This window comes from Lelliottia amnigena (genome assembly GCF_019047465.1).
Lineage (GTDB): Bacteria > Pseudomonadota > Gammaproteobacteria > Enterobacterales > Enterobacteriaceae > Enterobacter > Enterobacter amnigenus.
The window spans coordinates 4,466,130-4,491,378 of record NZ_CP077236.1; the positions used below are offsets into that span (position 1 = coordinate 4,466,130).

The 25,249-nt window shown below is 51.8% G+C and carries 26 protein-coding genes, 3 tRNA genes and 2 pseudogenes; 9 read left to right on the top strand and 22 right to left on the bottom strand.

The annotated features are described in order from the left end of the window. Positions 1–198: 198 nt before the first annotated feature. On the top strand, positions 199–696 hold the full coding sequence (gene ftnA / locus I6L74_RS21115; RefSeq protein WP_059179662.1) for a non-heme ferritin: 498 nt from the start codon (positions 199–201) through the stop codon (positions 694–696). 30 nt (positions 697–726) lie between these two features. On the opposite strand, the gene I6L74_RS21120 is transcribed toward ftnA, so the two are convergent. Both I6L74_RS21120 and I6L74_RS21125 read right to left on the bottom strand, forming a co-directional pair. After that, complete coding sequence (locus I6L74_RS21120; RefSeq protein ID WP_059179661.1) at positions 727–966, bottom strand: YecH family metal-binding protein; 240 nt, start codon at positions 964–966, stop codon at positions 727–729. A 67-nt stretch (positions 967–1,033) separates the two neighbouring features. Next, complete coding sequence (locus I6L74_RS21125; RefSeq protein ID WP_059179660.1) at positions 1,034–1,375, bottom strand: PM0253 family protein; 342 nt, start codon at positions 1,373–1,375, stop codon at positions 1,034–1,036. A gap of 249 nt (positions 1,376–1,624) precedes the next feature. Here I6L74_RS21125 and tyrP point away from each other — a divergent pair, with 249 nt between their 5' ends. Then, positions 1,625–2,836, top strand: a complete 1,212-nt coding sequence (tyrP, locus tag I6L74_RS21130) for a tyrosine transporter TyrP (RefSeq protein WP_059179807.1) — start codon at positions 1,625–1,627, stop codon at positions 2,834–2,836. 39 nt (positions 2,837–2,875) lie between these two features. Here the strand turns inward: tyrP and I6L74_RS21135 are convergent, their stop codons facing one another. Then, positions 2,876–3,544, bottom strand: a complete 669-nt coding sequence (locus I6L74_RS21135; RefSeq protein ID WP_059179659.1) for a YecA/YgfB family protein — start codon at positions 3,542–3,544, stop codon at positions 2,876–2,878. Positions 3,545–4,020: 476 nt separating this feature from the next. Here I6L74_RS21135 and I6L74_RS21140 point away from each other — a divergent pair, with 476 nt between their 5' ends. The 7 genes from I6L74_RS21140 (at position 4,021) to I6L74_RS21170 (ending at position 9,948) form a co-directional block, all read left to right on the top strand. Next, positions 4,021–5,142: a branched-chain amino acid ABC transporter substrate-binding protein gene (locus I6L74_RS21140; protein ID WP_059179657.1), complete on the top strand. Its 1,122-nt coding sequence runs from the start codon at positions 4,021–4,023 to the stop codon at positions 5,140–5,142. Between the two features lie 101 nt (positions 5,143–5,243). After that, a complete protein-coding gene (locus tag I6L74_RS21145) occupies positions 5,244–6,158 on the top strand; it encodes an ABC transporter permease subunit (RefSeq protein WP_059179656.1) in 915 nt (304 codons plus the stop codon). An 11-nt stretch (positions 6,159–6,169) separates the two neighbouring features. Next, on the top strand, positions 6,170–7,459 hold the full coding sequence (gene livM / locus I6L74_RS21150) for a high-affinity branched-chain amino acid ABC transporter permease LivM (RefSeq protein ID WP_059179655.1): 1,290 nt from the start codon (positions 6,170–6,172) through the stop codon (positions 7,457–7,459). Continuing rightward, positions 7,456–8,331 carry an ATP-binding cassette domain-containing protein gene (locus tag I6L74_RS21155; protein ID WP_059179654.1) on the top strand — a complete coding sequence of 292 codons (876 nt, stop codon included), beginning with the start codon at positions 7,456–7,458 and terminating at the stop codon, positions 8,329–8,331. Before livM ends, I6L74_RS21155 begins: the two co-directional genes overlap by 4 nt. Beyond that, positions 8,328–9,044 (top strand): ABC transporter ATP-binding protein, encoded by a 717-nt coding sequence (locus tag I6L74_RS21160; protein WP_059179653.1) that lies wholly within the window; start codon positions 8,328–8,330, stop codon positions 9,042–9,044. Before I6L74_RS21155 ends, I6L74_RS21160 begins: the two co-directional genes overlap by 4 nt. A gap of 245 nt (positions 9,045–9,289) precedes the next feature. Continuing rightward, positions 9,290–9,523, top strand: a complete 234-nt coding sequence (locus tag I6L74_RS21165) for a YnaE/YdfK family cold shock protein (protein ID WP_059179652.1) — start codon at positions 9,290–9,292, stop codon at positions 9,521–9,523. Positions 9,524–9,789: 266 nt separating this feature from the next. Next, entirely contained in the window at positions 9,790–9,948 is a 159-nt protein-coding gene (locus I6L74_RS21170; RefSeq protein ID WP_216979987.1) for a YnfU family zinc-binding protein, read from the top strand. Between the two features lie 294 nt (positions 9,949–10,242). Here the strand turns inward: I6L74_RS21170 and I6L74_RS21175 are convergent, their stop codons facing one another. The 19 genes and pseudogenes from I6L74_RS21175 to I6L74_RS21265 all read right to left on the bottom strand — a co-directional run bounded on the left by I6L74_RS21175 (position 10,243) and on the right by I6L74_RS21265 (position 25,239). Next, entirely contained in the window at positions 10,243–10,461 is a 219-nt protein-coding gene (locus I6L74_RS21175; protein ID WP_059179651.1) for a cold-shock protein, read from the bottom strand. Between the two features lie 1,025 nt (positions 10,462–11,486). Next, positions 11,487–11,572: transfer RNA gene (locus tag I6L74_RS21180), tRNA-Leu, on the bottom strand. A gap of 12 nt (positions 11,573–11,584) precedes the next feature. Then, positions 11,585–11,658: transfer RNA gene (locus tag I6L74_RS21185), tRNA-Cys, on the bottom strand. Between the two features lie 46 nt (positions 11,659–11,704). Continuing rightward, a tRNA-Gly gene (locus tag I6L74_RS21190) sits at positions 11,705–11,780 on the bottom strand. Positions 11,781–11,932: 152 nt separating this feature from the next. Beyond that, positions 11,933–12,481, bottom strand: a complete 549-nt coding sequence (gene pgsA, locus I6L74_RS21195) for a CDP-diacylglycerol--glycerol-3-phosphate 3-phosphatidyltransferase (protein WP_015959501.1) — start codon at positions 12,479–12,481, stop codon at positions 11,933–11,935. Between the two features lie 55 nt (positions 12,482–12,536). Beyond that, on the bottom strand, positions 12,537–14,369 hold the full coding sequence (uvrC, locus tag I6L74_RS21200) for an excinuclease ABC subunit UvrC (RefSeq protein ID WP_059179649.1): 1,833 nt from the start codon (positions 14,367–14,369) through the stop codon (positions 12,537–12,539). Then, positions 14,366–14,890 (bottom strand): annotated as a pseudogene (uvrY, locus tag I6L74_RS21205) (UvrY/SirA/GacA family response regulator transcription factor); the annotation flags it as partial. The gene uvrC and the pseudogene uvrY, both read right to left, overlap by 4 nt. Then, a pseudogene (fliZ, locus tag I6L74_RS21210) lies at positions 14,884–15,345 on the bottom strand (flagella biosynthesis regulatory protein FliZ); the annotation flags it as partial. The pseudogenes uvrY and fliZ, both read right to left, overlap by 7 nt. Before the next feature lie 55 nt (positions 15,346–15,400). After that, a complete protein-coding gene (locus I6L74_RS21215; RefSeq protein ID WP_015959511.1) occupies positions 15,401–16,120 on the bottom strand; it encodes an RNA polymerase sigma factor FliA in 720 nt (239 codons plus the stop codon). A gap of 127 nt (positions 16,121–16,247) precedes the next feature. Further along, positions 16,248–17,453: an acyl-CoA reductase gene (locus I6L74_RS21220; RefSeq protein WP_059179640.1), complete on the bottom strand. Its 1,206-nt coding sequence runs from the start codon at positions 17,451–17,453 to the stop codon at positions 16,248–16,250. Continuing rightward, positions 17,437–18,519: a LuxE/PaaK family acyltransferase gene (locus I6L74_RS21225; protein WP_082691941.1), complete on the bottom strand. Its 1,083-nt coding sequence runs from the start codon at positions 18,517–18,519 to the stop codon at positions 17,437–17,439. The genes I6L74_RS21220 and I6L74_RS21225 overlap by 17 nt, the downstream gene beginning before the upstream one ends. Next, a complete protein-coding gene (locus I6L74_RS21230; RefSeq protein ID WP_059179639.1) occupies positions 18,512–19,894 on the bottom strand; it encodes an AMP-binding protein in 1,383 nt (460 codons plus the stop codon). The genes I6L74_RS21225 and I6L74_RS21230 overlap by 8 nt, the downstream gene beginning before the upstream one ends. After that, positions 19,891–20,859: a transketolase family protein gene (locus tag I6L74_RS21235; protein ID WP_059179638.1), complete on the bottom strand. Its 969-nt coding sequence runs from the start codon at positions 20,857–20,859 to the stop codon at positions 19,891–19,893. Before I6L74_RS21235 ends, I6L74_RS21230 begins: the two co-directional genes overlap by 4 nt. Continuing rightward, positions 20,856–21,665, bottom strand: coding sequence for a transketolase (locus I6L74_RS21240; RefSeq protein ID WP_059179637.1), 810 nt, complete (start codon positions 21,663–21,665; stop codon positions 20,856–20,858). The genes I6L74_RS21235 and I6L74_RS21240 overlap by 4 nt, the downstream gene beginning before the upstream one ends. After that, positions 21,662–22,405 (bottom strand): SDR family NAD(P)-dependent oxidoreductase, encoded by a 744-nt coding sequence (locus I6L74_RS21245; RefSeq protein WP_059179636.1) that lies wholly within the window; start codon positions 22,403–22,405, stop codon positions 21,662–21,664. Before I6L74_RS21245 ends, I6L74_RS21240 begins: the two co-directional genes overlap by 4 nt. A 10-nt stretch (positions 22,406–22,415) precedes the next feature. Beyond that, a complete protein-coding gene (locus I6L74_RS21250; protein WP_059179635.1) occupies positions 22,416–23,162 on the bottom strand; it encodes an SDR family NAD(P)-dependent oxidoreductase in 747 nt (248 codons plus the stop codon). A 17-nt stretch (positions 23,163–23,179) separates the two neighbouring features. Beyond that, entirely contained in the window at positions 23,180–23,419 is a 240-nt protein-coding gene (locus I6L74_RS21255) for a hypothetical protein (protein ID WP_059179634.1), read from the bottom strand. A gap of 24 nt (positions 23,420–23,443) precedes the next feature. Next, positions 23,444–24,082 (bottom strand): acetyltransferase, encoded by a 639-nt coding sequence (locus tag I6L74_RS21260; RefSeq protein WP_059179633.1) that lies wholly within the window; start codon positions 24,080–24,082, stop codon positions 23,444–23,446. After that, entirely contained in the window at positions 24,079–25,239 is a 1,161-nt protein-coding gene (locus I6L74_RS21265) for a DegT/DnrJ/EryC1/StrS family aminotransferase (protein ID WP_059179632.1), read from the bottom strand. The genes I6L74_RS21260 and I6L74_RS21265 overlap by 4 nt, the downstream gene beginning before the upstream one ends. Positions 25,240–25,249 lie beyond the last annotated feature (10 nt).

Here is a 25,249-nt window from a genome sequence, read left to right on the forward strand (position 1 = left end):
GCTGCCAGAATAGCGCTGGCAGCATATTCAAATAAGAAACAGAACAATTCTCATTAAAATATTAACCATTGCCAATGCGTTTTATTCCCATTCGTATTTTAAATAAATAATATCTTTATTTTACCTTTTGCAAATAATTTAATAACAAATTATAGTGACGCTCTGCCCGACTCATAAATAATTATATGGAGCTGCACCATGCTGAAAACTGAAATGATCGATAAGCTCAACGAGCAAATGAACCTTGAGCTTTTTTCATCCCTGCTTTATCAACAGATGAGTGCCTGGTGCAGCTTCCACAGTTTTGAAGGCGCAGCCGCATTTCTGCGTCGTCACGCTCAGGAAGAGATGACGCACATGCAGCGTCTGTTTGATTATCTGGCCGATACTGGCAGTCTGCCGCGCATTAATCCTGTTGCATCCCCTTTCGCGGAGTACGCGTCTCTGGATGAATTGTTCCGCGCAACGTACGAACATGAACAGCTGATCACGCAAAAAATTAATGAATTAACCCACGCTGCGATGATTGGTCAGGATTATCCAACCTTTAATTTCCTGCAGTGGTATGTGGCAGAACAACACGAAGAAGAGAAATTGTTTAAATCTGTTCTGGATAAATTGTCACTGGTGGGTAAATCTGGCGAAGGTCTGTACTTTATTGATAAAGAGCTTTCCACGCTCGACACCCAGAATTAATTTTAAAAGGGAGCCTGCTGGCTCCCTTTTTTAATGCTGACATATTTTACTTTGGTGCGTAGAAAACCCTTCCGATAAGGGAATAAATTTACCTTTATTCTTCAGGAATTCCACGAGCTGCGCGGCCGTCATATTCTCCGCAGAACACGTATGGAAACGCGCACTTTCACCGAATCGCGTATGGATAACCTGAATCAGACTGGTTTCTGAATATTGCTCATCAGATTCCAGCATCATATTGAGCACTTCATGCCCGTGAATTGACGTCATAACCCCTCCAGAAAGAAAGGCACAGACTACACGCGAAGTCGGCCTCACGCCTTGCGCTGGCACAGGTTTACATGCACCCGGCACAGCTGGTGCATCGCCAGTCATGAGGATTAATCGCCTGATAAAAGGCGCGATAGTTGACGCTTTCGAGCGGAATAGCGTTGTCGAAGAACAGGTCGGTGAGCCACTCGACGTTCTCAATTATCCACTCATCCTCTTTCAAACCCTGGGCAAAAATCTCATCGTCCGGATCCATAATGTTGTAGATCGCCCACGTCCCCATATCTTTTTCACGACGCGGCTCAGGCAATTCAAGTGCCTCACCGTTGTAGTGAATAATCCAGTGTCCGTGACACAGTAAATTGCCCGAACGACTCCAAGCGGCCTGAAAGGGATTATCCCCTGCCATCAGCTTCTCACTTTTGTTGATTATTTATATTTACTGTTTAAGGTACGCCTGATTTTCGCGCGAAAGTATTGCCCTTATGAAGTAGGCAAAACCCTCAAAAGTATCAGCCAGTTGCCCTAAATATCGCACTCAGTCGAAATCGTAAATATTTAATTACGCCAATTGTAACGGTGATTTGACGAAGTGGTGCTTTTCACTTACTCTGCGCCGCAGAATGGGTTGCGATTTGTTGTTGCGGTAGAGGAAAGCGTGAGAAACAGAACTCTGGGAAGTATTTTTATCGTCGCAGGCACGACGATTGGCGCAGGAATGCTGGCGATGCCGCTGGCCGCTGCCGGTGTCGGCTTTAGCGTCACGTTACTGCTTTTAGGCTGCCTGTGGGCGCTGATGTGCTACACGGCATTGCTGCTGCTTGAGGTCTATCAGCACGTTCCTGCTGACACAGGGCTTGGCTCGCTGGCGGCACGCTATCTGGGCCGCTACGGTCAATGGATCACCGGTTTCAGCATGATGTTCCTGATGTACGCGCTGACCGCGGCTTATATAAGCGGCGCGGGTGAGTTGATCGCCTCGAGTGTGAATGACTGGTTTGGTACGGACATTTCCCCGGCGACCGGCGTTATCTTTTTCACCGTAATCGGTGGCGGCGTGGTATGTGTCGGAACCTCTCTCGTCGATCTGTTTAACCGTTTTCTGTTTAGCGCCAAAATTATTTTCCTGGTGCTGATGCTCGTTCTGCTTGCCCCGCACGTGCACAAAGTCAATTTACTGACACTTCCGCTTCAGCAAGGGCTGGCGCTTTCCGCCATCCCGGTAATTTTCACTTCATTTGGCTTTCACGGCAGCGTGCCGAGCATTGTGAGCTACATGAACGGTGATATCCGCAAGCTGCGTCGGGTGTTTATCATCGGCAGCGCCATTCCATTAATTGCTTATATCTTCTGGCAACTGGTGACGTTGGGCAGCATCGATTCCTCGACGTTTATCGGCTTAATGGCTGACCATTCCGGTTTGAATGGATTCCTGCAGGCGCTGCGTGAAGTGGTAGCCTCGCCGCATGTTGAGCTGGCGGTTCATCTGTTTGCTGACCTTGCGCTGGCGACCTCTTTCCTTGGCGTAGCGCTGGGTCTGTTCGATTATCTGGCGGACTTGTTCCAGCGCCGTCGCTCCGTCGGGGGACGCATCCAGACAGGCGTTGTAACCTTCTTGCCGCCACTCGCCTTCGCGCTGTTTTACCCACGCGGATTTGTGATGGCGCTGGGCTACGCGGGCGTGGCGCTCGCCGTGCTTGCGCTGCTGCTTCCTTCCCTTCTGGCATGGAAAAGCCGTCAGCAACATCCTGACTCAGGCTATCGGGTATGGGGGGGCAAACCGCTTCTGGCAATGGTATTCACCTGCGGTATTGTGGTTATCCTGGTACAGTTTTCAATCGCAGCAGGATTGTTACCGGAAATCGGTTAAGAAAAGGGCTCATAATGAGCCCTATTTTTATCAATGCAATTAATGCAAACAGCAGCTTTTGAATTTCTTACCGCTGCCGCACGGACAAGGATCGTTACGGCCCACTTTCGCACCATTGATGATCGGCTGCTGGGCCACGGTCACTAGCGGGTTCGCCACCCAGTAGTTATATAAACGAAGCGCTGCCGGTTTGATTCGTTCAATGCTGGCGTGATATTCGTCTTCGGTCAATTCATCCAGCTGTTCGGCATTCGCTTCCGTTCCGTGCAGCGTAATGATGTCTAAATCGGCTTTCAGCGCTTCCGGCAACGATGACCAGTCGGTCAGTGCCATCCCGCGCATATAGCCGTAACACCACTCTTCCACCACGGTGTAGCTTTTCCCGTCCACGTCGTTAACGCCGAAAACCGGTTCAAACTGATCGGGATAATCACTCAGTCGCTCAGCGATATCGTTCAAATGCTTAAAGCAGAGATCGATAAATCGGTTCATTTCGCGATCGTTTTTCCAGCGCGGAACATACTTTTGACCGCCCCACACCGCCACCAGCCAGGTATCGGGTTCAACGACTACCGGACCCGATAAAACCGCGGTAAGCATGCCGTCAAGCTCGGAAACGTCAATCACAGACGCATCCTCATGACCGTAAGACATCAACGTCTCTTCCAGCCACTCCAGTTCGTTTTCAGTTAATGGGCCTTCAGTCATTGCAGATACTCCTGATAAAAAAAGAAAACGATTTTATCACACAATGCCCAGGGACTTCTCAACGCCAGCGTCAGGCGTGCGGCGCAGCGTGTTCAAACAACGATAACAACACCATCCCCATGGGCTTTCCTGGTGCAAAATAGCTTGAATCGTGACCGTTGCACACGTGGCGGGCATTATTGTTAATGAGATGTGATCCCCGCTGTAATTTCAGTTGATGCTGCCAGAGCGCATAAAACGGCGCTCTATACTGAAATAAGTCAAAACCCCGCAACGGGTTATCCACTCTGGCAACCATTTTGCTTAATGTTCCTGCCCGTAAAGGGTGACAGGAAATCTCGCCGTATCAGCAGGATATTGTCAGGCTCGCGTTTGTTTCGTGCATTTTGTTCTCGCTTTTGTTTTTGGATTGACTGCGCCATCTGCCTTCAGGTTTGGACCGTGGTGCAAAAACCTCTTTGCTAAGGAACATAATAATGTCGCTGAAATTACTCAGAAGTCCCCTTTCTCTTGTAGTAGCAGGTTGTCTGGTCACGGCATTTTCCGCCCAGGCGGATATCGTCATTGGCGTCGCGGGGCCGTTCACCGGGCCAAACGCGACCTATGGCGATCAGTACTGGCATGGAGCGACTCAGGCCGCCGAAGATATCAATGCCGCCGGTGGGATCAACGGCGAAAAGATTAAGCTGGTTCAGGGTGATGATGCCTGCGAGCCTAAACAGGCCGTCTCCGTCGCTAACCGTCTGGTTGATCAGGACAAAGTCAAAGCGGTTGTCGGGCATTTTTGCTCATCGTCGACGATGCCCGCCTCCGAGGTGTACAACGACGCAGGCGTCCTGGCAATCACTCCAGGCTCTACCAACCCGTTAATCACCGAACGCGGCATGAGCGATATGTTCCGCATGTGCGGACGTGACGATCAGCAAGGGAAAGTCGCCAGCGATTTTATTATTGATAAGCTGAAGGCCAAACGGGTGGTGATCATTCACGATAAAGACACCTACGGTCAGGGACTGGCGGATGCGACGAAAGCCGCGCTGGCAAAACGTGGCGTGAATGACGTGATGTACGAAGGCTTGTCGCGCGGTGAGAAAGACTTCAACGCGCTGGTCACGAAAATCGGCGCGCAAAAACCGGATGTGGTGTTCTTCGGTGGCTGTCACCCGGAAGCCGGTCCGCTGGTGCGTCAGATGCGTGAGCAAGGCGTGCAGGCCAAATTCTTCTCCGGCGACTGTATCGTCAACGAAGAGATGGTGACCGCGGCAGGTGGGCCGAAATACACCAACGGTATTTACATGACCTTTGGCAAAGATCCCCGTTTGATCCCCGACGGCAAAGCCGTCATCGAGAAATTCCGCACCAGTAAGTTTGAACCCGAAGGTTACACCCTTTATTCCTACGCCTCTGTTCAAGCCATCGCCGCAGCCTTTAAAGCGACTGGCGGTACGGATTCTGCCAAGGCCAGCGCCTGGCTGAAGGCCAATCCGGTTGAAACGGTGATGGGCAAAAAATCCTGGGATGACAAGGGTGACCTGAAAGTCTCCGACTACGTCGTGTATCAGTGGGATGACAAAGGGAAATATACCGAAGTGCCGTAACGGAACGGCGTCACGCTCAACGTCGATAGCTTTTTATCGACGCGATATAACCATCAGGCTGCACGCATGTGTCGTGCAGCCCATAACACGAGCGCGCGGTGATGAGCACATTCTTTCTTCAGCAGTTGATCAACGGCTTAACGCTAGGTTCCGTATACGGACTCATTGCCATCGGCTATACGATGGTATACGGCATTATCGGGATGATAAATTTCGCTCACGGCGAAGTGTATATGATTTCCGCCTATCTCAGCGCCATCGGCCTGGCGTTGCTCGCCTGGTTTGGCCTGGAGTCATTTCCGTTATTAATCCTCGGCACGCTGGTGTTCACCATTATCGTGACGGGCGTCTATGGCTGGACGATTGAACGCATCGCTTATAAACCGCTGCGCAACTCAACGCGTCTGGCTCCGCTGATCTCGGCCATCGGGATGTCATTAATCCTGCAAAACTATGCGCAAATCAGCCAGGGGCCGCGTCAGCAAGGCGTGCCAACAATGCTGGATGGCGTGTTCCGTTTTCACCTTGGCGAGGGGTTTGTCCAGGTCACCTATACCAAAGTGTTTATTCTGATTGCCTCATTCGCAGGCATGCTGCTGCTCACCTGGATAATCAGCAATACCCGATTAGGACGCATGTGCCGCGCCGTTCAGCAGGACCGCAAAATGGCGTCGATTTTAGGCATAAATACGGACCGGATAATTTCGCTGGTGTTCGTGATTGGTGCAGCCATGGCTGGCCTTGCGGGTGTGTTGATTACCATGAACTACGGCACCTTTGATTTTTACGTCGGGTTTGTTATCGGCATCAAAGCCTTTACGGCTGCGGTTCTTGGTGGGATTGGGTCACTGCCGGGGGCGATGCTGGGCGGGTTGATTCTCGGGATCGCCGAAGCACAATTTTCGGGGATGGTGAATTCTGATTACAAAGATGTGTTCTCGTTTGGATTACTGGTGGTGATCCTCATTTTCCGTCCTCAAGGACTGCTTGGCCGCCCGGTTGTCGCCAAAGTATGAGGGAGTCAAATATGACATCGCAAACTGATGTGCACGACGGTTTTTCGCTCAAACGCTGCGTTCTGGATGCCATCTTTGCCGGCATGATCGCATTAATCATTTTTGGCCCCATCGTCGGCGTGGTGCTGGATGGCTACAGTTTCAACTTTGAAGGGCGACGGCTGGCGTGGATCGTTGCCACCGTGGTGACGGGGCGCTTTTTACTGAGCGCGTTTTTGATGACGGCTATGGGGACACGGTTATTATCCCGTTTCGACACCGATAACTCGGGGGTTTACGTCCGGCCACCAGAGTATAAAAGCCGGATGCGCTGGATTATCCCGCTGGTGCTGACGCTGGCAGTTTGTTTCCCGTTTATCGCCACAAAATATGTACTGACGGTCGCGATCCTCGGGCTGATTTATGTCCTGTTGGGGCTGGGGCTGAATATCGTTGTCGGCCTGGCGGGCTTGCTGGACCTGGGATATGTCGCCTTTTACGCTATTGGTGCTTACGGTTTAGCGCTGGGCTATCAATACCTGGGCCTGGGATTCTGGACGATGTTGCCGCTGGCGGCGCTAATGGCTGCCGCAGCCGGCGCTTTACTGGGGTTTCCGGTTCTGCGTATGCACGGCGATTATCTGGCGATTGTGACCCTCGGATTCGGGGAAATTATCCGTCTGATCCTCAACAACTGGCTGACCTTTACCGGCGGACCAAACGGTGTTTCGGCCCCACCTCCCACCTTTTTCGGCCTTGAGTTTGGACGACGAGCCAAAGAAGGCGGCGTGCCGTTCCACGAGTTTTTCCATCTGACCTACAACCCCAACCTGAAGTTTATTTTCATCTATGTCGTCCTCCTGCTGGTCGTTTTGCTGGTGCTCTACGTCAAACACCGCCTGACGCGTATGCCGATTGGACGCGCGTGGGAAGCGTTGCGTGAGGACGAAATCGCCTGTCGTTCGATGGGGCTAAATCATGTGCTGGTCAAGCTCTCGGCATTTACTCTTGGGGCGTCGACGGCAGGCATTGCTGGTGTGTTCTTTGCGACCTATCAGGGATTTGTTAACCCTACGTCGTTTACGTTTTTTGAGTCCGCGCTGATCCTCGCCATCGTCGTTTTAGGCGGAATGGGATCGACTGTCGGCGTGGTGTTAGCCGCATTCGTACTCACCGTCACGCCAGAGCTGTTGCGCAGCTTTGCGGAATACCGCGTGCTGTTATTCGGCATGCTGATGGTCGTGATGATGATCTGGCGGCCTCGCGGTCTGATTCGCATTAACCGCAGCGGATTTGCAGTTCGCAAAGGAGTCGCGCCATGAACGGGACGATATTAAACGTTGAACATTTGATGATGCATTTTGGCGGTATAAAAGCGCTAAACGATGTGAATCTGGACGTCCAGCGCGGCTCAATAACCGCTTTAATCGGCCCAAATGGTGCCGGAAAAACCACGGTGTTTAACTGTCTGACCGGTTTCTACAAAGCCTCTGGCGGCACGATTCTGTTCAATACGCTCAGCAAAACCACCAACGTGATTCAGGTTCTTGGGCAAAAATTTCAGCCCGGAGACTGGATCAATCCGGCGCAGCTTGGGGGGCGTATTTTCTACAAAATGTTTGGCGGGACGCATCTGGTCAACCGCGCAGGACTGGCTCGCACATTCCAGAATATCCGCCTTTTTCGGGAAATGTCTGTGGTGGAAAACCTGCTGGTCGCGCAGCACATGCGCGTTAACCGTAACCTGATTGCCGGCGTGCTGAATACCCCCGCGTACCGCCGCGCGGAGAGCGACGCGTTGGATCGGGCATTTTACTGGCTAGAGGTAGTGGATCTGGTGGATTGTGCTAATCGCCTGGCGGGTGAGATGTCCTACGGTCAGCAGCGGCGTCTCGAAATTGCGCGCGCAATGTGTACGGGGCCAGAGATGCTGTGTCTGGATGAACCCGCCGCTGGGTTAAACCCCGTCGAAACGCGTGCGCTGAGTAAAATCATTCGTTTTTTGCGCGACCATCATAAAATCACGGTCTTGCTGATTGAACATGATATGGGAATGGTGATGGAAATTTCGGATCACATTATTGTTCTCGACCATGGCGATGTGATTGCGCAGGGTAAACCGCATGAAATCCAGCATGATGAGAAGGTTATCGCCGCGTATCTGGGCACCGATGAAAGCGAGGTCAGCGTATGAGCGAGACGATGCTGGAGTTTAAGGACGTGGATGTATTTTATGGCGTGATTCAGGCATTAAAGCAGGTGTCTTTGCAGGTGAATCAAGGCGAAACCGTGGCGCTGATTGGGGCTAACGGCGCGGGAAAATCGACGCTATTGATGTCCATTTTCGGCCAGCCACGCATTCGAAAAGGTCAGATCCTGTTTTGCGGCGAGGATATCAGCCATCAATCAACGCATTACGTGGCGTCAGGCGGTATCGCGCAGGCTCCGGAAGGTCGACGTATTTTCCCGGATATGACCGTTGAAGAAAATTTGCTGATGGGGACCATTCCTGTGGGTAACCAACATGCCGCGCACGATCTGCAAACGATGTTTGATTTGTTCCCGCGGCTGAAAGAGCGGCGTAAACAGCGCGCGATGACCATGTCCGGGGGAGAGCAGCAAATGCTGGCGATTGCGCGGGCGTTGATGAGTCGTCCAAAACTCCTGCTGCTTGATGAGCCAAGTCTTGGCCTTGCGCCGATCGTGGTAAAACAAATTTTCCAGACGCTGCGCGAGCTGGCGCGTAATGGGATGACAATTTTTTTGGTGGAGCAAAATGCACATCACGCGCTCAAGCTTTCCGATCGCGGATATGTGATGGTCAACGGACAAATCCGTCTAAGCGGTAGCGGTGAGGAACTTTTAGGTAATCAGGAGGTGCGAAAAGCGTATTTAGGCGGCGTGTAATTCACTGGAATTTAGACACAAAGACCAGCCTGGGGTGGTTTCATAACACAGCTTATTGCTTCGAGAGTAGCCACCTCGGTTTTTGCCATTGAAACCTTATTTTTTAAATGAATATCAGAAGGCTATGTTCAACAAAATTCATTATGGCGAATTTTTTGAATGGGCAATAGTACAAAACGGACGATGCCGTCAACGCGCAGGCTCACTCAATTTATGGTACACTGCCCTTCCCAGAGAAATTTGTTATGAAATCAGAAGACACCCTCGATTGGTACCCAGCCCAGCTTCCGCCAGTAAAAATCATCCTCGGTAATGCAGTACTCGAAGTTGGTAAAACAGGCCGCCCCATCAATGCCCGCACGATTCTTGAATACTTGCAGGTTACACAGAAAAAACTTACAGGCAGGGACAACAAAATTGCAATGCAAACTGCGATTGAAGTTCTGAAAGATAACCAGAAGATTAACGGTAGACTGTAAACGACGGCGTTGTGAACTTAAGATTTGACGGTTCAAAGAGACGTGAGGACTTCGTCATCAAAATGCGGATACGAGATTCTGATTAAAAAGATGTCTCCTTTTCGCTTAAATATATTTGAGCCACATTACAGACCAGACCTGTAGATCTCCCCGAAAAAAAACTTGTGTTCCATAATTACGGCCATTCCCCAATTTAAAGTAAAAAAACACAAGTAATTAGTATATTAAACGTGTATCGTTGTCGTCCCTTATATCAGGAGATGCCTATGTCTGGACGTAAAAATTCACAAACCCGTCGTAATTACTTAGTTAAATGCCCATGCCCAAACTGTTCTAAAGACTCAGAACATAGTTTTAGTCGCGTTCAAAAAGGTTCCCAATTGGTCTGCCCGTTTTGCAGCACCTTGTTCAAGTCATCAAAATGACTGCAAAAAATTATTGCAGATATGATGAGCGTTACAACTAACGCCCCATATTTAGCAATAGTTTAGGGAATACCAAAAATGATGCTGCTGTAGGCCGTCTAATCATTGGCGCTCGTTACTGTTTGTACCGCCAGTTAACGTCAGCGTGTAGACTGTTCATCCGAAAGGCCTGCGCTTCATCATCGTGGTCAGCACATCGGTAACGATGCTGGCCTCAGTTTAAAACATTCGGCCTTCAATCATCTTACAGCTATGCCTGCTCAGGCATTCTCCACATCGCAGAGCGACGCATCTTTATTTTTCACAAAGTATGACGTTAGAAGCAGCGGGACCTTTATTACTTTTGTAAATAGTGTATTCGACCTTCTGTCCTTCAAACAGGGTTTTAAAATTATCCCCCTGAAGATTCGAAACATGAACAGAGATATCTTTGCCTCCATCAAGAGGAGAGATGAAACCAAAACCTTTGTCTTCTTTATACCACTTTACCAGGCCTCTAATTCTTGAGGACATATTTACTCCTGTTACGCATGATGAGTGAGATAATAAACGTATAATAATAAACGTATGGACTCAGAAGGAGGGGTATCAGCGATAGCACCTGGTAATGAGGACTGCCCGATAAAATGTTTACGTTCGCCTGTGCATCGAACTTAGCAGACCATTAAGGCACGGACAGTGATAATAAGCAAAGTATTCTTTACCCTCCGTCACATCCGGCGAGGTAATTTGCCGGATTGAAAGCCTATCAAGAGAAGGGTATCGCACACATAATCGACATGTTTTTTACCTCTTATGAGGTCACGATCCTAAGACCATCACTCACGGTCAATACACCAGCAACGTTTTCATTTTGTTCATACTTATCAGCTTGAACCTGGCCTTTGAAGCGCCATGTTAGACGAACTACTGCGGTGCAGCGATCAATGTCACAACCCATCAAATAATCATCGCCACGGCCTAAAAACTACGGCTGAACGGTACACGAATGATGCAAGGCGTATATGCTTAAAGGTATCTATTAACAACGCGGGAAAGGCGACATGTTGAGCTTCTCATCCAACGAATTTGCCACAAACGATGTAGACAGGGTCATAGGCAGTGCTGTTTTTGACATTATCCAGGCAGGTGTAGCAGACCACATAACGCCCAAAATGCTCATTCAGCACCTTACCCGCAAGTATGTCTATATTTACGAGACGAGCTCTTCAGTTGACGAAGCGTTAGCATACGAAGCGGCAATAAATTACCTCGCAAAGCGTTAATTAACATCCCTGCGTGGATAACACGATGTCCAACCTACGCCAGGCTGACTGAGGAGCGGGTAGCCTCCGGGATAAACAGCAGATATCAGGTCACAAAACGATTTCGCACACGGCTCGTTACGACAGGAAAATAAAAATTGTGTCGGTCACTGGCGGTAAAAAAGAAGCGGTAATATTAGGAAGGAAGTGAGATAACACTATTTTCAGACACAAAAAAACCACCTTTCGGTGGTTTAACGACACTGCTTATCATTGATTTTATTCTTTTTCCCATGGTACCCGGAACGAGACTTGAACTCGTACAGCCTATGGCCGAGGGATTTTAAATCCCTTGTGTCTACCGATTCCACCATCCGGGCTCGGGAAGAAATTGGAGGCGCGTTCCGGAGTCGAACCGGACTAGACGGATTTGCAATCCGCTACATAACCGCTTTGCTAACGCGCCTTAAAATCTTTTTACTCAGCACCCGCTATTGCCGATGCCTATAATTTGGAGCGGGAAACGAGACTCGAACTCGCGACCCCGACCTTGGCAAGGTCGTGCTCTACCAACTGAGCTATTCCCGCAATCATCAAGTCATTATGCTAATCACTTGATTTCACTACCGACTGGCTAAGCGTACCGCCGTTCGATGCGTTGCATTCTACTTATATGACGGTTTGAGTCAACGTTAATTTTTGCATCCCAGGATCGTTTGCTGAAATTTGCGTCGAAACGATCACTGTTCAAGCAAATCGCCGCGTGAAGCGTTCAGATATTGCAGCATAGACCATAACGTCAACACGGCAGCAACCCACAGCAAGCCAATCCCAGCCCACTCTACCCACGCATTTGGACGCCACAGCATCCACACCAGCGACGCCATCTGGGCTGTTGTTTTGACTTTACCAATCCAGGAAACCGCGACGCTGCTGCGTTTACCCAGCTCAGCCATCCACTCACGCAGTGCAGAGATAATAATTTCGCGACCAATCATGGTAGCGGCTGGGAGCGTCACCCACCATGTGTGGTAATGCTCGGCGACCAGCACCATCGCAATGGCGACCATCACTTTATCCGCAACAGGATCAAGAAACGCCCCAAAACGCGTGCTCTGATTCCAGCGACGCGCCAGATAACCATCAAACCAGTCCGTCACCGCGGCGATAAGAAAAATGAATGCACATGCGAAAGGTGCCCAGGTGAACGGCAGGTAAAATGCCAGAACAAAGAAGGGGATAAGTACGACGCGAAAAAGCGTAAGTAACGTAGGGATATTAAATCGCATAGTGACGGTAACTGTCTGTTGTCAGTAAATTTAGCTCTATGTTGCTACAGAGCCCTCAATGTTTCAACGAGTAGTAGATCTTTTCTGCCAGCCCTTGCGAAATACCCGGCACTTTTGCAATTTCCTCCACGCTCGCGTTGAGTAGTCCTTGCAATCCCCCCATGTATTTCAACAACATTTGTCGACGTTTTGGCCCAACGCCTTCGATCGTTTCAAGCGTGCTGGTATTTTTCACTTTCGCCCGTTTTTTCCGATGTCCACCGATAGCGTGATCGTGCGACTCATCGCGGATATGCTGGATCACATGCAAAGCGGGAGAATCTGGCGGCAGGTTGAAGCCCTCACCTTCAGGCTCAAAGAACAGCGTTTCCAGGCCAGCCTTACGGTCAGTTCCTTTCGCCACACCCAGCATCAGCGGATGATGTTTATCCCACGGCACGTCCAACTCGGCAAAAACCTGTTTCGCCTGACCCAACTGCCCTTTCCCGCCATCAATAATGATGACATCAGGGATTTTGCTCTCTTCAATCGCTTTTCCGTAACGGCGACGCAGCACCTGATTCATCGCAGCATAGTCATCACCGGGCGTGATACCCGTAATATTATAGCGGCGGTACTCCGCGCGCAGCGGGCCGTTAGCGTCAAACACCACGCAAGAGGCGACAGTTTGCTCACCCATGGTATGGCTGATGTCGAAGCACTCCATCCGCTTCACTTCTGGCAATTTTAACAAGGTCGCCAGGGCGAGTAGGCGCTGATGAATGGTCGATTGTTGAGAAAGTTTGGTGGTCAGCGCGGTCGCCGCATTGGTCCGAGCGAGCTTCAGATAGCGCGCACGGTCGCCGCGCGGTTTGGTCTGGACGTTGACCCGCCGTCCTGCCAGCTCAGAGAGCGAATCTGCAAGCAACGTTTTATCATTGAGAGCAAAGTCGAGCAGAATTTCTGACGGCAACGTACGCATCTGACTGCCCTGCAAATAAAACTGGCCAACAAAGGTTTCCACCACTTCGCCCAACTCTGTGCCAGCGGGCACTTTTGGGAAATAGCTGCGGCTACCAAGAACCTTGCCCTGGCGTATAAACAGAACATGGACGCAGGCCAGCCCGGCATCGAAAGAGACACCAATAACATCCAGATCGTCGCCATTATTGGAAACGAACTGTTTTTCCGTCACCCGACGCACAGCCTGAATTTGATCGCGAATGCGCGCGGCCTCTTCAAACGCCAGCGACTGGCTGGCCTTTTCCATGCGTTCAATCAGCTGCGTCAGGACCTGATCGTCCTTCCCGGCCAGGAATAAGCGCACGTATTCAACCTGCTGCGCGTATTCATCTTCGCTGACCAAACCTGCCACACACGGGCCCAGACAACGTCCAATCTGGTATTGTAGACACGGCCGGGAGCGGTTGCGATAAACGCTATTTTCGCACTGACGAACCGGGAAAATTTTTTGCAGTAACGCCAGCGTTTCACGCACCGCATAGCCGTTTGGGAAGGGACCAAAATACTCCCCTTTCGCATGCTTAGCACCACGGTGCATCGCCAGGCGCGGATGGGTGTCGCCGCTCAGGAAGATAAAAGGATATGACTTGTCGTCACGCAATAAGACGTTGTAGCGCGGCTGATACAGTTTGATGTAGTTGTGCTCAAGCAGCAGCGCTTCTGTCTCCGTATGGGTGACGGTGACATCGATCTGCTGAATTTGCGCCACCAGCGCTTCAGTCTTACGAGAGGCAAGGTTACTGCGAAAATAACTGGAAAGGCGCTTTTTGAGGTCCTTCGCCTTGCCGACGTAGATAACCGTCTCGCCAGCGTCGTACATACGGTATACGCCTGGCTGGCTGGTCACGGTTTTCAGGAAAGATTTAGAATCGAACACATCACTCACTGACTGGTTAGGGTCTCTGTATTACACAGACCATGACGAATAGCCAGGTGAGTGAGTTCGACATCGCCATGAATGTTCAGTTTACTGAACATACGATAGCGGTAGCTGTTCACCGTTTTGGGGCTGAGATTCAGTTGCTCCGAAATCTCATTCACCTTTTGGCCTTTAGTGATCATCAGCATAATCTGCAATTCGCGCTCAGACAAACTGGCAAACGGTGAACCCGTTTTTTCCGGCTCTATCTGACTCAATGCCATCTGTTGAGCGATATCCGAGGCGATATAGCGCTGCCCGGCATACACGGAACGAATGGCATTCACCACTTCCTGTGGCGCAGCGCCTTTAGTGAGATAACCGGCAGCGCCAGCCTGCATCACTTTCGCGGGCAACGGGTTTTCAGTATGAACGGTCAGCATGATGACTTTAGTATCAACGAAGGCGCGGGCGATTTTGCGCGTGGCTTCAAGCCCACCGATGCCGGGCATATTCATGTCCATCAACACCACATCGGCAGAATGGGATAGTTATTGGTGCTGGTTGCAGGCAACCACGGTTCAAGATTTTCATCCATATAACCGGTTTTCAGTAAGTCGCGGGAGATATTTTGTACCGTCAGATGTTGCCCCAGACGACGCAGACGCACGACGTATTCGCGCACGGTCCCGTGGCTCATCTCGGTTTGTTCAAAGAGGAATTGTTTAAAGCCGATAATATCGAAAAAGTCGCTCTGCTCTTTGCAATGCAGATCGCCACAAAAACGACACAAAGCGACCCACTCCTGCTGCTCTTCACGCCACGCGGCTTCATCCATCAGGGTGTCGAGACGGGAGATCGCAATTTTATTCACGATTTCGCCACGACGAACCAGCGTAATACGGTCAAGCAGCTTATTGCAGTGAGCACAATGAGTCTGGCTGTGTTTAAAGTCTTTTAGGTAGCGGCTTAAAGGCCGTCTTTTAGATTGCTGCACCGTCATGATAACTCCTGGTTGTCAATACGTTGTGCGGCATTTTTCGGGCGAATTGACTCGCCTATAACTTACCCAGCTTGGTACGTAAGCGTTTAATGGCCTGGCTGTGCAACTGGCTCACCCTGGACTCCCCCACTTCCAGAACCGCGCCGATCTCCTTAAGATTCAGCTCTTCCTGGTAATAGAGGGTTAACACCAATTGCTCACGCTCAGGCAATGCTTCAATAGCATCCATTACGCGTTGGCGTAAATTACCTTCCAATAATTGGTGTAACGGGTTTTCGTGCTGATTCTCATCAGTCACCAGTTCAACACTATCGCCATGCTCTTCACGCCACTCATCATAGGAAAAGAGTTGGCTGTTATTGGTATCAAGCAACATCTGACGATAATCCTGAACCGCGATACCAAGACGCTCCGCCACTTCAGTTTCTGTCGCGTTTCGTCCCAGCTCTTGTTCCAGTTGCCCTATAGCATGTGCCACTTCGCGTGCATTGCGGCGAACACTTCGCGGTACCCAGTCACGGCTACGCAGTTCGTCCAGCATCGCACCACGAATACGCTGTACTGCGTAAGTCGTAAATGCCGTTCCTTGCAGAGCGTCATATCGATCCACTGCATTCAGTAGACCAATACCGCCCGCCTGTAGCAGGTCGTCCAATTCAACACTCGCTGGCAATCGCACCTGGAGGCGCAATGCTTCGTGACGCACCAGCGGGACATAACGCTGCCACAGCGAGTGTTTATCCATTACACCATCAGCGGTATAGAGTGTATTCACGATAAACAGCCCTGCGTTAATTGAGTTATCGGCATGATTATCCGATTCTGGAGGGGTTTTAATCGGGTGAATAGTGGGTGAAATGAGGGGTTATTTGAAGGGTAATGCAAAAAAGGAGACTGCCCGACTAATAGCCGGGCGACAAAGTGATTGTCCGGGTTAATGTTTTTAACAAATCATAGCCATCCCAGTGCAGTGTAAATTCCATGGTTTGACCCACTGCAACTATTCGATCAACGCCTTTTGGAGCCACGTTTTGAATAAACTGCTTAATGTTATTTTCTGTTAAACCCAACGTTGCGACAGTTTGGCATTTTTCACCGCACACGGGCGCCATTTCACTAATATCATCGAGTAGCCACTCATAAAAAAGGCCGCTGCCATGATGATTTTCCAGCATGTCCTGAGTCACTTTTTCCGCTTCGACCCGGAAAATATGCCGCGTTTCTGACGGAATATATTTTAATTCAGGGCTACGCGCCGCGCGCTCACAATAATCAGCCAATGTTTTCACCACGGAAACCGCTTCTGGCACAGGTTTGTCGCGCAAGCAAGCCTCAAACTCAGTCCAAAATAGGACGCGGGCCTCGGCTTTTTGCTCACCCAACCACACTACCAATTTTGGGGAGGTACAAGCCTGTTGGTCGGTTAATAATGTGTCGTTATAAAAGTTTTGCGCAATACGCTGTTTATTGTCGGCGGCGAGATAAGCATCGGCCTGAATAACGGCAATGGAATAGCGATCGGCAAAAGCAATATCGACTGCACGTGCGGACATGGGTGACTGACGAATTAATGCGATGGTTTTATCGCCCCCCCAAATCATACGAGCCTGACACATCGCAGAGAGTGCGTGATTAATTTCTGGCTCATGCCCATATTGCACCAGACAAATCAATTCACGTATCGCAACATGATGTTCAAGCGCCTGGTTAAGCGCCTGGCAAATAATATCCACCTGAACAAAAGGTTTCGAGGGCAGCCGCACGACGTTGGTATTTCCGGTTAGTAATCCAGCAAACAAAGAGTAAGCAAAATTGACGGCAACATTGGATGGCGCAATATGGAACGTAATACCTCTGCCCAGCAATAATTCATTATAGGCGTGCGCTTTTTTCATTTGTTCCAGCGCCGCTTTCCGACACCAGAATGCCAGGGAAATAACATCGCTGTGCGGGCGTGCCTGCGGTTCCGTAAGCAAAATTTTTGAAAAGGATTGCAAAAACGCGATCACGTCCGGGTCAAATGGAATACGCGGCTGAACATCGCGCATCTGCTCCAGCACCTGTTCGTTGCCTACCCGATAACGCAACGTTTTAAAAATCGGCGGCATAGGTATCACTGCATCCTCTTATTTCTGCATTTTTAAGTCGACCGATAATACGAAAATACTTTCCGGCTCTGCCGCACGGACAATCATCCTCGCCCAGCACAACCCCTTCATCTTCCGTCAACAATGAATGCCCAGGATAAGATTCCGGGAGCGTCGAGAGCACCTGGATAATACCTGGCTTACCGTGCGGGCAGGGTGAAAGATCCAATGGATCGCGCACGATAACATCCGAGAAAATACTGGCGTGTAGATGGCCGTGCTCACACTGCATATAGATGCAGCCGGTTTGTTCCACCATGCCGTAATAATCATACACTTTCGTCAGGCCGCACACGCTGTGCAACGCATCGGCAAACGCGCTGGCGGAAACCGCCTGCGACTGAAGCTTTTTCCAGCCACCGCCGTGGATAAGGATCCCGTTCGCTAAATCCAGCTTAACGCCGCTTTCCTTAAGCGCCTGATAAAAATGCTGCCAGACCATAAAGGTAAAACCAAACAGCAGAATAGGTTTACCCTGATGACGTTCCAGAAACGCGGTGATGCCGTCGATATCCAGCGCCATGGTATCCGTTAACGCCCAGCACCGGTCGGAGCCGAACATCGAAAATCCGAGGATCCCCGCGCCGCGCGCAGAGAACATATTGCGATCTTTCATCACCGCCGGCGTATCGAGAATGAGCATGGGCAAACGCCCGGCGCCAGTGAAATGGCTGACAATTCGCACCAGTGTTTTCTGCTGTCGCGCCGCCGTCATCTTATCGAGAAAAATACGCGACACCGCCTGCCCTGTCGTCCCTGAAGAGGTCATGGTTTTCACTACCTCTTCATCCGGCACGCTTTTAAGCGTCAACGTTTTAAACAGCGACACGGGCAAAAACGGGATATCTTCAGGCTGTTGAAGTTGCGACACATCGCAGCCCAGCCCCTGCAAAATGTTGCGGTACGGCTCGCAGTGCTCCTGATGATGTTCCGTCAGTTTGCGCAGTCGTTGCAGCAGATGCTCACGCTTTTCCTGGCGCTCAAACGCGTAGGGCCCGTGTTCCAGCCACGCATCAAACTCAATCACAGAACGCCTCCAGCTCTCGGTACAGCGTCTTACCTGCCGGATTTTTAGGAATCGCGTCGATCCCTTTCACCGTAAAGGCAGAATGGTGAAGCTGGCAGGTTTGTGCAAGATAGCTTTTGACCGCTTCAGTCTGAGCGGCATCGGTGATAAACACCTGAACGTTGTCGTCACGCCCAACCACCACGCACTCCGTCGCCGGGAAGGCATTCAGAACCAGATGCTCAAGCTCATCCAGCCCGACGCGGTTGCCGAACACTTTCAGAAAACGCGTCTTTCGCCCGACGATGGTGTACAACCCCTTCTCATCAACGCTTGCCAGATCGCCGGTAGCCAGACGCCCCTGGCGCTCGTCACCTTTGACCAGGTCTTCACGGCAGGTCGCGTAACCGAGCGTCACATTCTCACCGTAATAAATCAGCTCACCGCGCTGTCCCGCTGCGGTGATTTCAGTCCCGGTCTCATCTTCGAGCGCAAATCGGCCACCGGGGATCGCCCTTCCCATCACGCCGGGATTATTCACCGATAGCGCCGGGGGCAAAAAACCCATCCGCGAGGTGGCTTCCGCTGCGCCATACATGACGAAAAAGCGTAATCCTTTTTCCGCTGCCCACGTCGCCAGCTCACTTTGCAGTTCCGGGCGTAATTTTCCCCCCGCCTGAGTCAGCGTTTTTAGCGACGGGAGATCCATGCGGGTAAAGCGCAATTTTTTGAGAATTTCCCAGCTGTAAGGCACGCCGGATAACGATGTGGCCGCATGCTGTTTCAAAAAACGCCAGAACGTCGGTTGAACCGGCCCGCTGTTGGTCAACAGCAGCGTGGCCCCTTGCGCCAGATGGGTATTGATAATCGACAGGCCGTACACGTAGTTCATCGGCAGCCAGGCGAGCGCGCGCTCGTGGCTATCGATAGCGAGATAATCAACGATACTGTGGGTGTTACTGAGCAGGTTTTGATAACTCTGGCGCACCAGTTTCGGGCTGCCCGTCGAACCTGACGTGGCAATCAGCAGTGCCAGCGTATCGTCCATCTCCGGCGCGGGCTGATGTAAATCGTGCAGCTGATAGCTACCCGCGTCGGCGTCATCCTGTTTCCAGACGAAACCAGGGCGATAGATAGCCATTAGCTGTTGCAGCAGTTCCGGGGCGATATTTTTGTCCAGCATCAGCGGCACGGCTCGAGCGTTCAGACAGGCCAGATAGCCCACCAGCGCGCCGGGACTGTTATCGCACAGACAAAAAACCAGCGCGCGGGCGGTTAACTGTTCTGCAAGCGTGTTGACCGCGTGCGCCAGCTGGCGATAGGTCAGCTGTGTTTCATCATCGCTGATAACCGCCACCGCATCGCCGTACTGTTCAAGGTGCCAGAAGGGTGTCATAGCCCGGTCTCCAGAATCGCACCCGCGATCTGCGCTGCGGTCAGTCCGCTTTGCTCCAGCATCCACGCGTATTCGCCAGCCGGGCCGTAACCCTGCGGAATACCAATGGTTAACAGGCGCGGCGTGGTTGGCTGAGTCACCAAAAATTCGGCGACAGCACTGCCCAGCCCGGCGATCACGCTATGTTCTTCGACACTGACCATCAGTTTGCAGCCCAGCTGTTTTTTCAGCGCGTCGGTATCCAGCGGTTTGATGGTAAACATATCCACCACGCTGCAGCTGATCCCGCGCTCGGCCAGCAGGTCTGCTACCTTCAGCGATGCCGACACCATGCTGCCGGTCGCGACCAGCGCAACGTCCGTCCCCTCCCGAAGCACGTTCGCTTTGCCGGGTGTGAACTCAACGGCGTCACGATAGACAATCGGCGTGCGCATACCGCCCGTGAGGCGCAGATAAACGGGACCGTGATGCTCCGCCGCTGCGAGAGTCAGCAGCGCGGTCGCGGTCGCATCAGCAGGAGAAAGAATGGTTAAATTCGGAATCGACCGCAGCGTGGCGATATCTTCGATTCCGTAGTGCGTGGTGCCAAACATGCCCATCGCAAAACCCGACGCCAGCCCGACGACCTTAATGTTGCCCTGCAAATACCCCATGTAATGGCGCATTTGTTCGCAGGCTCGCAGCGCGGCAAAATTCGCAAATGTCGTCGCAAAGGGAATGCTTCCCTGAGACGCAATCCCCGCGGCCACACCCATCAGATTTTGCTCAGCAATCCCCACGTTGATATAGCGTTCGGGGAACGTGTGGCTAAAACGCTCCATGCCCGACGTAATACCCAGGTCCGCCGTCAGCCCAATAATATTCGGATTCTGCTGGGCGAGGTTTAGCAGCGTCACGCCAAAGGTGCCGCGCGTGCCCATCATCGACCAGGCGCGGACGTCAGCGGGAGAAACGGAAATTTTCATACCAGCTCCTCCAGCGCAGCGCCGTGCTGCGCCGCTGACAGTTTCGCGCGGTGAAACGCGTTGTTATTTTCCATAAAGGAGATCCCCTTCCCTTTCACGGTAGTGGCGATAACCGCTTTTGGTTTGTTGTGGGAAGGTGCAGCAAAGGCCTGTCGCAGCGCCTGAATATCGTGCCCGTCGCACACTTCGACGTGCCAGCCGCAGGCTTGCCACAGCGCGGGGAAATTCATTTTTAGGGTTTGCTCGCAGGCGATATCCGACTGATATCCGTTGACGTCAACGATAGCCGTCAGATTATCTAATCCGTGATGCGCAGCAAAAAGTGCGCTCTCCCAGATAGATCCTTCATTACATTCGCCATCGCCCAACACCACATAGCTGTGCCACGGCTGTTGCTTGAGACGCTGATGCCAGGCGATACCGCTGGCAAAACCGACGCCAAGCCCAAGCGAACCGCCCGCGAAATCAATCCCCAGCGCGGGATTCATCGGCGTTAACGCCGGAAATTGCGATCCGCTCTGGTCGAAGGTCGCCAGCTGTTCATCGCTGAGCACGCCGTAATGGTGCAATGTCGTATAGAGTGCCAGCGCGGCATGCCCTTTACTTAATAAAAAACGATCGCGTTCCTGAGCGGCCATATTCTCTGGCTGATAACGCATCACCGATCCATACAGAACGGTGGCGATATCGACCATCGACAGCGCCGAGCCAAGATGTACGCCGTCAACGGGCGCATGGAACGCGACATCAACGATCGAGCGGCGGATCTGGCGGGCGGCCAGCTGCAGTTCAGCGAGCGATTTCATCGTAATCCCCCGTCGACGCGAATTGTCTGACCGGTAATGTAGCTGGCCAAATCGGAGACCAAAAAGACCGCCGCATCGGCGATGTTAGACGGATTACCCAGACGGCGGAGATCCGTCTGATTGCGCGTGGCTTCGATAATGGCCGCTGGCAAGGTGTCCAGCATATCGGTATCGGTAATGCCCGGCGCGATGCAGTTCGCGCGGATCCCGGTTTCACCCAGCTCTGTGGCAATCGACTCTGTTAAGGCAATCACCGCCGCTTTTGATGCGCCGTATGCGGATTTACCAGCATTACCATCCTGCGCGGCCGTTGAGGCGATATTGACGATACTGCCCTGCTTCTGGCGGGTCATCAGTTTTGAGACCGACTGAGTAAAATTGAACAGCGCGAAGAAGTTGACTTCAAACTGCTGGCGTAACGCCTGCTCGGTGGTCATCTGGAACAGCGCATTCAGCGTGATACCTGCGTTATTGACCAGGCCATGCAGCGGACGCTTGTCGCTCATCAGCTGTTTGACCGCCAGCTTCATCGCGGCCGTGTCGGTCAAATCAAAACAGAGCGGCCAAATTTCGACGTCGTGACGTGCAGCAATCTCAGCCATGTCGGCTAAAAACGCATCGTCAGCGCTGCGGGCGTGGGCATAAACATTGGCGCCATTCGCCGCGAATGCTTCAACCATCGCCCGACCAATACCGCGCTTGCAGCCGGTGATAATCACATTTTTATCTTTTAACAGCATACGATGCTCCTTAATGACCAATGCCGCCGTCAACGCGGATAACCTGTCCGGTGACGTAGCTCGCCGCATCAGACGCTAACCAGCAAAGTGTGTTTGCCACCTCTTCGGCAAGACCAGGGCGTGAAATCGCCGCTGCCGCCATTTTTTTAGCGACCACGGATTCCGGTAAATTCTCCGTCATCGCGGTCTTAATCACGCCGGGTGCCACCGCATTCACGCGTATCCCCTGTGGCGCAAGTTCTGCAGAGAGCGTTTTGGTCGCCGCCACCATCGCCGCTTTCGACGCTGAGTACGATAACTGACCGACGTTGCCGTCCAGGCCAGAAATACTGGCGATATTGATGATACTGCCGCGCTTATTACGTAGCATTAAACGCGTCATATACTGGGTAAAGACCATCTGCGAGAAGAAATTGATGGTGAAGGTTTTTTGCATCTGAGCCAGCGTGACCATCGGGAACAGCGCATCAAGCGTGATTCCCGCCACATTCACGAGGATATCAATCGGCTGCTTGGCTTTTTGAATGGTCATCGCCGCGTTTTTGATTGAGGCATCATCCAGCAAATCAAAGCTAACAGGCGTGATAGACACGCCGTGTTCTTCACTCAGGTCGCGGATGAAGGCCAAAAAGGCCTCATCTTCCTGCTGAACGCAGGCAAACAGGTTCGCACCCTGGCGGGCGAAGGCCACGAGCGTTGCCTGACCAATTCCCTGCAGGCATCCAGTAATAACGGCAGTTTTCCCGGCCAGTAACATGTTTACCTCTCCGTTAATCAGGCAACTTCAACATCATATTTATTAAGGATCTCTTTCCCTTTTTCCCAGGAGGAGAAATCAATAATGTCTTCGGTGTCCAGCATGATGTCGAAGGTCTCTTCCAGCGCGGCAATCATGCTCATATGGCCCACGGAATCCCACGACGGCGTATCCTGATATTTATAGGTAGGCAGAATATCTTCTGACACTTCAAAGGTTTCGACGAAAATCGCGTTGTATTTTACTAAGTTAGTCATGTGAAATAGCTCCAGATAAAACAGTTACTTAAATACTTTCTTTTGATCGTTTTTGCGCATCACGCGCGCCGGATTACCCAGCGCGACAGACTCATCGGCAATATCGCTGAACACGGCGCTGCCCATGCCAATGATGACGTCATCACCGAGGGTGGTTTTTTCTTTAATGGCAGAATTCATTCCGATAAAGACGCGCTTGCCGACCACGCAGTGCCCGGCCAGCGTCACGTTGCTGGACACCACGCTGTGCACGCCAACGTGCGTATCATGACCCACACTCGCGTGCGGCTGAATCAGGGTGTTTTCTGCAATAAAAACGTCGCAGGAAATAAAGGCGTGGTCGCAGATAATCGCGCCCGCACCAATGTGCGTTCCCGACGGAATAAAAACAGAGGGATGGATTAACGTCGCCAGGCTGGTTTTCGCCAACACTTTCTCAGCCAGTTTCTGCCGCGCGGCGGGCTCGCCAATGGCGATCACCACTTCCGTGCAGGGATGATCCAGCAGCGCAAAGCGGTGAACCGGCACGCCGGAGACCACATTTTCGTCCGTCACATCATCAATAAAAAAGATCTCTTCCCAGCGTGAGGATTGATTCAGCTGCTGTGCCAGCATTAAGACTTCGCGTCCCAGGCCGCCTGCGCCATAAATACCCAGTTTCATGCCACTTCTCCATCTGCATGGCGCACCAGCGGTTGATTCGCGGCGGTCGCGCTGTACTGGCGAATCATCGCCACCACACGATCCTGATCGTCCTGCGTCAAATCAGGGTAAATCGGCAGACAAAGAATCTTCTGCGAAATACCCTCGGCCACCGGCAGATTTTGCGGGCTGGCTGAGGGCAGATGGCGATACATCGAGAACGAGCTGATCAGCGGGTAGAAATAACGGCGGGAGTAAATATTCACCTCTTTTAGCACGTCATAGAGCTGGTCGCGGCCGATCGGGTACGCATCGTTGACGATGACCGGGAAATAGGCGTGATTCCACTCCACGTTGTCCGGCGCACGAAAGACCTCAATCCCATCGATATCGCTGAGCAGTTCGCAGTAGCGCGCATAAATGTCCGCACGGGCCGCTAACGCACCGTCAATGTGTTGCAGCTGCACCAGGCCAAACGCGGCCTGAACTTCGTTCATTTTGGCGTTAATGCCCGGCGCAACGACGGTCGTCTCGTCGGCAAAGCCAAAGTTTTTCAGATAGTCGATGCGTTGCTTCATTCTGGCGTCCGGACAGATAATCGCCCCGCCTTCAAAGGTGTTGAACACCTTCGTGGCGTGGAAGCTCAGAATCGACAGATCGCCGCAGTTCAGTACGCTCTGGCCATCTTTTTTCACGCCGAACGCGTGGGCCGCATCGTAAATCACCTTCAAACCCCAGGCATCGGCAATCTTCTGGATGCCGTCGACATCGCACGGAATTCCGTAGCAGTGCACGGGCAGGATCGCCGAGGTGGCAGGCGTGATCAGCTGTTCAAGCTTCGCCGGATCGATATTGCAGGTGACCGGATCAATATCCGCGAAGACAGGCGTGAGACCGTTCCACAGCAATGAATGGGAGGTCGCCACAAACGAATACGGCGTGGTGATCACTTCTCCGGTAATGCGCAGCGCCTGTAATGCCGTCAGCAACGCCAACGTGCCGTTGGAAAACAGACACAAATGTTCAACGCCAAGATAGTCCGCCAGCGCTTTCTCCAGCTGCTGGTGGAACTGACCGCCGTTGGTTAAAAACTTGTTGTCCCAGATTTGCTCCAGGTAAGGAATAAATTCCTCCAGCGGCGGAAGCAGCGGGCTGGTGACGTAAACATTATTCTTCATAGCGCACCTT